The sequence below is a fragment of the Streptomyces sp. YIM 98790 genome, from assembly GCF_011421595.1.
Lineage (GTDB): Bacteria > Actinomycetota > Actinomycetes > Streptomycetales > Streptomycetaceae > Streptomyces.
Genome location: NZ_WTLH01000199.1, coordinates 1 through 10052, shown reverse-complemented (window position 1 = coordinate 10052; position 10052 = coordinate 1). Strand labels below are relative to the sequence as shown.

Below are 10052 nucleotides of genomic sequence, written 5' to 3'. Positions count from 1 at the left end.
CCGCGCCGCCCGCGCCGGCACGAACCCGGCCGGCCGCCCGCGCACCCCAGCGGCGCACGCCGCCGTGCACAGTGCCGCTGCCCGGTCCGGTGCGGAGCAGGCCGGGGGCGGGCCGGTTACGGCGTTGTTCAATGTGTAAGAAGAGACGTGGAGCTTTGTACATCTCCTCGAAGAGAACGGCCCGGGAAGGAGCGATAGCCTGAGCCCCGTGATCAGCGCGATATCCGCGGGAGGCAGCGTCGCCCCCGCCCGCCGCGCGCCGCGTCGTCGCGGCCGCGGCCGTATGCCGTACGGCTTGCCGCTGGTCGCGTTCCCCGGGAGCATCCCCTGCAGGACGACCGAGCGCCGCCCGGTGACCTCCCGGGGCTCCTCCCGGACGTTCCCCCGGGTACCGCCCCGGACGAATTCCCGGCGTCACGCAACGGCGCGCGACAGGAGCCAGAGGACATGCACACCAAGCTGGATGAGGCCAAGGCGGAGCTGCTGGAAGGTGCCGCGGAGGTAGCGGCACAGGGCAGAGCGGGCGCCCCGCCCGCGCCCGGGATGGAGGGCGAGCGGCTGCGCAGCTACCTCCAGCGCTACTACATGTACGTCGCCCCCGAGGACATCCAGGGCCGCGACCCGGTGGACGTCTACGGCGCCGCCCTGACCCACTGCCGGCTGGCCGCGCACCGCCCCCAGGGCACGGCCAATGTCCGGGTCTACACCCCCACGGTGGACGAGATGGGCTGGGCGTGCAGCCACACCGTGGTCGAGGTGATCACCGACGACATGCCCTTCCTGGTGGACTCGGTCACCAACGAGCTCTCCCGCCAGGACCGCGGCATCCACCTGGTGATCCACCCGCAGATGATCGTCCGGCGGGACGTCACCGGCCGGCTGCTGGAGGTGCTGGACGCCGGCCGCGACCCGCAGAGCCCGGCCGCCAACACCTACCGCCCCGAGGAGCTGCCGCGGGACGCGCTGATCGAGTCCTGGATCCACGTCGAGATCGACCGGGAGACCGACCGCTCCGACCTGAAGCAGATCGAGCACGACCTGCGCCGGGTGCTCAGCGATGTCCGGGAGTCCGTGGAGGACTGGGAGAAGATGCGCGACCGCGCGGTCCGCATCGCCGAATCCCTGCCCACCGAGCCCACCGGCCCGGTCGGCGACCAGGAGATCGCCGAGGCCCAGGAGCTGCTGCGCTGGCTGGCCGGTGACCACTTCACCTTCCTCGGCTACCGCGAATACCGGCTGACCAGGATCGACGGCGCCGAGCACGACACCCTCTCGGCGATCCCCGGCACCGGCCTGGGCATTCTGCGCTCGGACCCGGTGCACCACCTCGACACCCGCAGCGAGACCGGCACCGCCGAGCACACCGCCGCCACCGAGGGCAGCACCGGCGCCCCCGCCACCACCGGCCGGCACTCCACGCCCACCTCCGCCGCGTTCAGCCGGCTCTCCCCGCGCGCCCGCGCCAAGGCCCGCGAGCCGCGGCTGCTGATCCTCACCAAGGCCAACAGCCGGGCCACCGTGCACCGCCGCTCCTACCTGGACTACATCGGCGTCAAGACCTTCGACGAGCAGGGCAACGTCATCGGCGAGCGCCGTTTCCTCGGGCTGTTCTCCTCCGCCGCCTACACCGAATCGGTGCGCCGGGTGCCGGTCATCCGGCGCAAGGTCGCCGAGGTGCTCGCCTCCGCCGGTTTCTCCCCGGACAGCCACAGCGGCCGGGACCTGCTCCAGATCCTGGAGACCTACCCCCGCGACGAGCTGTTCCAGACCCCGGTCGATGCGCTGCACAACATCGCCATGGCCGTGCTCCACCTCCAGGAGCGGCGCCGGCTGCGGCTCTTTCTCCGCCAGGACGAATGGGGCCGCTACTACTCCGCCCTCGTCTACCTGCCGCGCGACCGCTACACCACCAACGTCCGGCTGCGGCTGATCGACATCCTGCGCGAGGAACTGCGCGGCACCAGCGTCGACTTCACCGCCTGGAACACGGAGTCCGTGCTCTCCCGGCTGCACTTCGTGATCCGGGTCGCCCCCGGCACCGAACTGGCGGAGCTGACCGAGACGGACGTGGACCGCATCGAGGCCCGGCTGGCCGAGGCGTCCCGCTCCTGGAGCGACGGCTTCGGCGACGCCCTGGTGGCCGAGCTGGGCGAGGAGCACGCCGCCGAGCTGAACCGCCGCTTCCACAACGCCTTCCCCGAGGGCTACAAGGCGGACTTCCCGCCCCGCGCCGCCGTGGCCGACCTCCAGCACCTCATGGAGCTCCGGCCGGAGGAGGGCCGCGACTTCGCGCTCAGCCTGTACGAGCCGGTGGGCGCCGGGCACGGCGAACGCCGCTTCAAGATCTACCGGGCCGGCGAGCAGGTCTCGCTCTCCGCCGTGCTGCCCGTGCTGCAGTGCCTGGGCGTGGAAGTGGTGGACGAGCGCCCCTACCGGCTGCGGCCGGCGGACGGCGGCACGTCCTGGATCTACGACTTCGGGCTGCGGGTGCCCGAACAGCTCGCCGACCGGCTCGCGCCCGACGCCCGGGAGCGTTTCCAGGAGGCGTTCACCGCCGTGTGGACCGGCCGGGCCGAGAACGACAACCTCAACGGACTGGTGCTGGCGGCCAACCTGACCTGGCGCCAGGTGATGGTGCTGCGCGCCTACGCCAAGTACCTGTGGCAGGCCGGTGCCCGGTTCGCCCGGGAGACCATGGAAGAGACCCTGCTGCGCAATGTGCACACCACCCGGCTGCTGGTCAGCCTGTTCGAGGCCCGGCTCGCCCCGGAGCGGCAGCGGGCCGGCCGCGAACTGACCGACGGCCTGCTGGAGGAGCTGGACGGCGCCCTGGACCAGGTCTCCAACCTCGACGAGGACCGCATCCTGCGGGCCTTCCGCACCGTGATCCGGGCCACCCTGCGCTGCAACCACTTCCAGCAGGGGCCGGACGGCCTGCCCCACCCCTACCTGGCCCTGAAGCTGGACCCGCAGGCCATGCCGGATCTGCCCGAACCCCGCCCGGCCTACGAGATCTGGGTCTACTCCCCGCGGGTGGAGGGCGTGCACCTGCGGTTCGGCAAGGTGGCGCGCGGCGGGCTGCGCTGGTCCGACCGCAAGGAGGACTTCCGCACCGAGATCCTGGGCCTGGTCAAGGCGCAGGAGGTGAAGAACACGGTGATCGTGCCGGTCGGCGCCAAGGGCGGCTTCGTGGCCAAGCGGCTGCCCGACCCGGCGCAGGACCGGGACGCCTGGCTGGCCGAGGGCATCGCCTGCTACCGCACCTTCATCTCCGGGCTGCTCGACCTCACCGACAACATGGTGGCCGGCAAGGTGGTGCCGCCGCGCGACCTGGTGCGGCACGACGGGGACGATCCGTACCTGGTGGTCGCCGCCGACAAGGGCACCGCCACCTTCTCCGACATCGCCAACGGCGTGGCCGACGAATACCGCTTCTGGCTGGGCGACGCCTTCGCCTCCGGCGGCTCGGCCGGCTACGACCACAAGGGCATGGGCATCACCGCGCGCGGCACCTGGGAGTCGGTCAAGCGCCATTTCCGCGAACTGGGCCACGACACCCAGACCCAGGACTTCACCGTGGCCGGCATCGGCGACATGTCCGGGGACGTCTTCGGCAACGGCATGCTGCTGTCCCGGCACATCCGGCTGGTGGCCGCCTTCGACCACCGGCACATCTTCCTCGACCCGGACCCGGACCCGGCCGTGTCGTACGCCGAGCGCCGCCGGCTGTTCGAACTGCCCCGCTCCACCTGGGCCGACTACAACCCCGAGCTGATCTCCAGGGGCGGCGGGGTGCACCCGCGCAGTGCCAAGTCCATCGCGCTCACCCCGCAGGTGCGGGCCGCGCTCGGCGTCGGCGGCGCGGACGGCGGGGACGGGCCCGCCGCCATGACCCCGGCCGAGCTGATGCGGGCCATTCTGCGGGCCCCCGTGGACCTGCTGTGGAACGGCGGCATCGGCACCTATGTGAAGTCCTCCGCCGAGAGCCACCACGACGTGGGCGACCGGGCCAACGACGCCATCCGGGTGGACGGCCGCGAACTGCGCGCCAAGGTGGTCGGAGAGGGCGGCAACCTGGGCATGACCCAGCTCGGCCGCATCGAGTACGCCACGTACGGCGGCCGGTGCAACACCGACGCCATCGACAACAGCGCCGGGGTGGACACCTCCGACCACGAGGTCAACATCAAGATCCTGCTCAACTCCGCGGTCGCCAACGGCGATCTGACGGTCAAGCAGCGCAACCGGCTGCTCGCCGAGATGACCGGCGAGGTGGCCGCGCTGGTGCTGCGCACCAACTACGCGCAGAACGTGGTGCTGGCCAACTCGGTGGCCACCGCGCCCGGGCTGCTCCCCGCCCACCAGCGGATGATCCGCCGGCTGGAGCACACCGGACGCCTCGACCGCAGGCTGGAGTTCCTGCCCGACGACGAGGAGATCGCCGAGCGGCGGCACGCCGGGCAGGGCCTGACCCAGCCGGAGCTGGCGGTGCTGCTCGCCTACGCCAAACTGGTCGCCACCGAGGACCTCCTCTCCACCGACCTGCCGGACGACCCGTATGTGCGGCGGATGCTGGAGGTCTACTTCCCGGCCGCGCTGCGGGAACGCTTCCCCGAGCGGATCGAGGGCCACGCCCTGCGCCGGGAGATCGTCACCACGGTGCTGGTCAACGACACCGTCAATGTGGGCGGCCCGTCCTTCGTGCACCGCATGCAGGAGGAGTCCGGGGCCTCCACGGAGGAGATCGTGCGCGCCCACACGGCGGCCCGCGCCATCTTCAACCTGCACCAGATCTGGGACACCGCGGAGCGGCTGGACAACGAGGTGCCGGCCGAGGTGCTCACCCGCATCCGGCTGCACTCCCGGCGGATGGTGGAGCGCGGCACCCGCTGGCTGCTGAACAACCGGCCGCAGCCGCTGCGCATCGGTGAGACCATCGATTTCTTCACCGAGCAGCTGGGCCGGGTCTGGCAGGAGCTGCCCAAGCTGCTGCGCGGCCGGGATCTGGAGACGCACGCCGAGACGCACGACGAGCTGGTGTCGATCGGGGTGCCGGCCGATCTGGCGCAGCAGGTCGCCGGGTTCAACGCGGTCTTCCCGGCGCTGGACGTGGTGGCGGTGGCCGACCGCACCGGCAGCGAACTGCTGGACGTGGCGCGGGTGTACTACCTGCTCGCCGACCAGCTCGGCATCTCCCAGCTCCAGGACCGGATCACCCGGCTGCCCCGGGCCGACCGCTGGCAGTCCATGGCGCGTACCGCGATCCGCGAGGACCTGTACGCCGCGCAGCAGCTGATCACCGCGGATGTGCTGGCGGCCGGGCGGCCGGGGGACGGGCCGGAGGAGAAGGTCGAGGCCTGGGCCCGTCGCAACCACTCGGTGCTGGTCCGGGCGCGGGCCACGCTGGCCGAGATCCAGTCCTCCGACACCTTCGACCTGGCCAATCTCTCCGTGGCCATGCGTACCATGCGCACCCTGCTGCGCAGCAACCGCTGACCCGCGGCACGCCTCCTCCCCCTCCCGGGCCGGGATGACCCGGGAGGGGGGATAAAAGGGGTGCGGTGGAGGCGGGTTTCCTAGGCTGGGAGTCATGGAGCCCGCACAGACAGTCACCGGTTCAGGGATGGCCACTCTCGGCAAGCCGGCCGCGCTGCCGCCTCTGGCGGGCGCGGGCCGGCTCGTCACCAGCAGACGGGTGCGGTACCGGGACTGGTCGGGCACCGCCGTCACCGTGGTGATGCCCACCTACAACGAGGCCGGGAACCTGCCCGGCATGGTCGCCGCGCTGATGGCCCTGCCGCTGCCCCGGCTGCGCCTGCTGATCGTGGACGACGACAGCCCGGACGGCACCGGGCCGCTCGCCGACCGGCTGGCCGACCGCTACGCCACCGGCACGGACAGCCCCCGGATCGAGGTGCTGCACCGGGACGGCAAGGAGGGCCTCGGCCGCGCCTACGAGGCCGGCATGCGCCACGCCCTGGCGGCCGGCGCCCCCTATGTGCTCCAGATGGACGCGGACGGCAGCCACCCGGCCACCGCCGTCTGTTCCCTGCTGGAGACGGCCCACCGCAGCGGCGCCGGGCTGGTGGTCGGCAGCCGCTATGTGCGCGGCGCGTCCCTCTCCGGCGGCTGGGGCGTGCACCGGCGGCTGCTCTCCTCCTGGGGCAACGCCTACGCCCGCAGCATCCTGCGGGTCCCGCTGCGCGACCTGACCGGCGGCTTCAACCTCTGGCGGGCCGATGTGCTGCGCACCGTCGGCCTGACGGCCGAGGGCGGCAGGTCGCTGCGCAGCGCAGGCTACGCGTTCCAGGTGGAGCTGAAGTACCGGGCCGCGCGGAAGGGCTTCGAGGCCGTGGAGGTCCCCATCCGCTTCGGCGAACGGCTGCGCGGCTCCTCCAAGATGTCGCTGGCCGTGCAGTGGGAGGCCGCTCTGCTGCCGTGGCGGCTGCTGCTCGCCGGCCGCTGACCCGGGCACCCTCCTCGCCTCCCGCCCCGCCGTCCCGTGCCGGGAGGGGCGGCGGCACGGGAGGGCCGCCCGGCGGCTACGGCCGCTCGTACGGGCTGGGGAAGGGGAAGTACGCCTGGAGGAAGGGGTCCATCACCGCGCGCTGGGCCGCCATGCCGTCCTCGTCCGAAATGGTGTCGTTGAGGCAGAACACCGTCCGGTTGCGGGCGTGCAGCAGCCGCCCCAGCCGGGCCGCGGTGTGCGGATGCGCCATGTCGAAGTAGTCGTACGGGATCGCCCCGGCGACCGCCCGGCCGGTCAGGAAGCCGTAGTAGTGGTGCAGCGAGGAGGTGACGGAGATGTCGTCCAGGCTGCGGAAACGGTTTCCCGCGGTGGCCCGGTGCCGGTCCGGGAACACCTCCTCGATCTCCTGCAGCACGCTGCGCCGCAGCGGGTGCGGCACGTGCTTCATCTTCTGGGTGATCATCCGGCCGAACCGCCCCCTGAGCAGTTCCCGGTTGTTCTTCCCGGCCACCGCGACCGGCACGTCCTCGGCGGCCGGCGCGCCCTGCGGGATGTGCGCCTTGGAGAGGAAGAACCGGGTCAGCCCGTTGGCGAGGAAGAACTCCTGCGGCACGGTCAGCCGGCCGAAGAAGACGTCGTCGTTGAGGTAGAGGAAGTGCTCGGCCAGGCCGTCGATGTGGTGGAGCTGGCTCTCGATGGCGTGCGAGTTGAAGGTGGGCAGCAGCGAGTGGTCGCGGAAGATCTCCCGGTGGCCGACCACCGTGATGCCGGGATGCGAGGTGTCCAGCCAGGACGGGGTCTGGTCGTCCGTGACGAGGTAGACGTGCCGGACCCAGGGCGCGTACTGNAGGTAGACGTGCCGGACCCAGGGCGCGTACTGGTGCAGCGAGCGCAGCGAGTAGCGCAGCTCGTCGTGGCTGACGTAGCGGGCCGCGTTGGCGGCTTCGGCGTGGTAGGTCTCGCCGGAGTGCCGGGCGCGCCGCCGCAGCCATTCCGGGTCGGTGCCGTCCACCCAGGTGTAGACGGCGTCGATGGGGAAGTCGATGTCCTCCGGCAGCCGCTCCGCGAACACCGGCAGGGTGCGGACCTCGGGCGGTGACTCGGTGCCGGCGGGCAGCAGCGGGCTCAGCCGGGTCAGCGGCGCGGTGACGGTGCCGGCGGCGGCCGGGACCCGGTCGGTGCAGCGGTTGCGGCGCGGGGCGGCCAGCATCTCCGGCTCCTCCGGGTCCGCCGGCCAGAACTCCACGGCGCAGCAGTGACGTTCACCGACCGCCGCGGCGCCCTGCTCGTCGGTGAAGTACCAGCAGAACCGGGCGGACTGGGCCTTGGCGAGGGCGCGCCGGGCCACCGGCGAGCTGCCCGGCACGGTGCGCCGGCGGACCCGGCGGCGGCGCCGGCCGTTGCCGCGCACCCCGCCGCCGAGCACCAGGTAGCCGGCGGTCTCCGCGCACAGCCGGGTGAGGGCGCGCAGCGCATGGGCGCGCTGGCTCTCCGGGACGCCGACGGTGGCGGTGGCGGCGAACAGTCCGCGCACGCAGAAGTGGCGGACGCCGGCCGCCTCCAGGGCGTCGCACACCTTGCGCAGGGCCTCGGTCTGGGCCTGGAGCGGCGAGGGGTGGCGGCGGACATGGGCGGCCTTGGGGCGTCCGCCGACCAGGACCAGGCGGCGGTCCTCGCCGGAGTACAGGGCCGGGGACCGCCGCGCGGCCCGGCCGGCGCGGAACGCGGCCAGGCGCTCGCCGAGCGCCTGGTGTCTGGTGAGGGAGACCTTGAGCCGGGTGCGCGCGGGCAGGGAGATCCGGTCGGCCACGGCGCGGCGGGCGCGCAGCGGCACGATCCGGCGGTACAGGGTGACCAGCGGGGTGGCCTCGGGGTTGCGGGGCGGCGCCGGGGGGTGTCCGGCCCGGGCCCGGCGGGCTTCGTGGGCCGTGGCGCGGCGGTCCTGTTCGGTGTCCGGGTCCGCGGCGGGGTCGGCGTCCGCTCCGGAACCCGGCTCGGCATAGGTGTGCTTCACATGTGCGGTCATGATGCTGGCTCCCCGGAAGCTGTCTGTGGTGCGCTCTGGGCCCGTGCATCGCGCTGGGTGGCCCAGCGGTTGCTCCCGGGGCCCGCGACCGTCCGGCCGTGCGGGCCCCGCGGCTGACGACACTATCCGTTCAATCGGGCTCTTCCCCGTATTTATAGGGCGTATTGCTCACGGCCGGGGCGGTGCCGGCCAGTACCGTGCGGGGCGCGGGCTCCGGCAGTGGCAGGGGAGGCTTCCGGGGCTGGTGATTCTGCTGGTGCCGGGGGCCGTGTTCGTGCCGGGGCAGCGGGCGGGGAGCGCGTGCGCGGTGGGGGTGGGGAACCGGCTGCCGGGACGGGCCGCGCACCGCGGCCGGCACCGGGCGGCGGGCCGCCATCGGCACCACCGGCGGGATGCCGTGACCGCTGAGGAAGAAGCGGCGCACCACGCGCTCGGCTGCGTAGCCGTCGTCGCAGGGGCAGAACCGGCGGCGGAACGCGGCGCGGGCCACCGCGGCCTCCGGGTCGCTCCACAGCCCGGTGGTGAGCCGGTGCAGCAGTTCCTCCTCGGTGCGGGTGACCGGGCCGGGCGGCGCGGCCGGCAGATCGAAGGTGACGCCCCGCACCGCGCGGTAGGTCTCCCAGTCGTCGGCGTGGACGATGATCGGCCGGTCCAGGCCGGCGTAGTCGAACATCACCGGGTGGTAGTCGGTGACCAGGGCGTCGGCGGCCAGGCACAGGTCGGTCAGCGGGTGCCCGGTGACATCCCGCACCCCCTCCGCCGGGGGCGGGGCGGGCGTCCCCGCCGGGCGGCGCAGCAGCAGTACGAAGCCGGGGCCGAGCCCGCGGGCGATCCGCGCGGTGTCCAGGCGCGGCGGGCGGCCGGGCAGGTACTCGCGGGGCGCCGGGGCGTAGAGCACCGCGGCGGTGCCGTCCGGGATGCCGAGCGCGGCCCGGATCTCCCGCACCCGGCCGGGCGGGGTGGTGTGGAAGACATCGGCCCGCGGCGAGCCGTACTCCAGGGTGGTGTACTCGGCCGGATAGGCGGCCTCGTGGGCGAGGGTGGAGTGCCGGTTGGCGGAGAGGCTGTAGTGCCAGCGGTCGATCTGGCGCAGCAGCCGGGGGACGTCCAGCCCGGGTGCCGCCGCCGGGCGGTCCAGCAGCTCCAGGCCCGGCGCGGCCAGCGGGGTGCCCCGGTGGGTCTGGAGGCGGCGCTGCCCGGGCCGGTCGGCGGGGGTGTCGGGGAAGTCGCCGTCGCCGACCACATAGGCGGCGCGGGCCAGCGCCCGCGAGGCGGCGGCCGAGCCCGGGCGCAGCCACCGCGCCCCGGCCGGGAGGCCGTGGGGGCCGTCCGCCAGCCAGAGGGTGCGGATGTGCGGGGCGAGCCGGCGCAGCGCCGCCTCGATCGCGGCCGGCTGGCCGCCGTCGCCGTCCACGCCCTGCCCGTCGGGCGCGGGGCGGGGGACGAAGACGGCCAGCCGGGTGTCCAGGGGGCGGCGCAGCTGCGTCCGGTAGTGCAGTGTCAGCAGGGCCGCGCCCAGCCGCCGCCGCACCGGCCGCAGCAGAGCGGCCAGCCGGG

Annotated in this window: 4 protein-coding genes; 2 read left to right on the top strand and 2 right to left on the bottom strand. The window is 73.6% G+C overall.

Annotated features, from left to right (window positions below; genetic code table 11):
* Nucleotides 1-447 precede the first annotated feature (447 nt).
* Both GQS09_RS23880 and GQS09_RS23875 read left to right on the top strand, forming a co-directional pair.
* Complete coding sequence (locus GQS09_RS23880; RefSeq protein ID WP_165989587.1) at nucleotides 448-5496, top strand: NAD-glutamate dehydrogenase; 5049 nt, start codon at nucleotides 448-450, stop codon at nucleotides 5494-5496.
* 94 nt (nucleotides 5497-5590) lie between these two features.
* Nucleotides 5591-6466, top strand: coding sequence for a polyprenol monophosphomannose synthase (locus GQS09_RS23875; protein ID WP_313896310.1), 876 nt, complete (start codon nucleotides 5591-5593; stop codon nucleotides 6464-6466).
* 76 nt (nucleotides 6467-6542) lie between these two features.
* On the opposite strand, the gene GQS09_RS23870 is transcribed toward GQS09_RS23875, so the two are convergent.
* Both GQS09_RS23870 and GQS09_RS23865 read right to left on the bottom strand, forming a co-directional pair.
* The gene (locus GQS09_RS23870) at nucleotides 6543-8495 is read right to left on the bottom strand and encodes a stealth family protein (RefSeq protein ID WP_165989585.1); all 1953 of its coding nucleotides are present in this window, start codon (nucleotides 8493-8495) and stop codon (nucleotides 6543-6545) included.
* A 130-nt stretch (nucleotides 8496-8625) separates the two neighbouring features.
* A partial coding sequence (locus GQS09_RS23865; protein WP_207958209.1) for a CDP-glycerol glycerophosphotransferase family protein occupies nucleotides 8626-10052 on the bottom strand: 1427 nt, incomplete at its 5' end.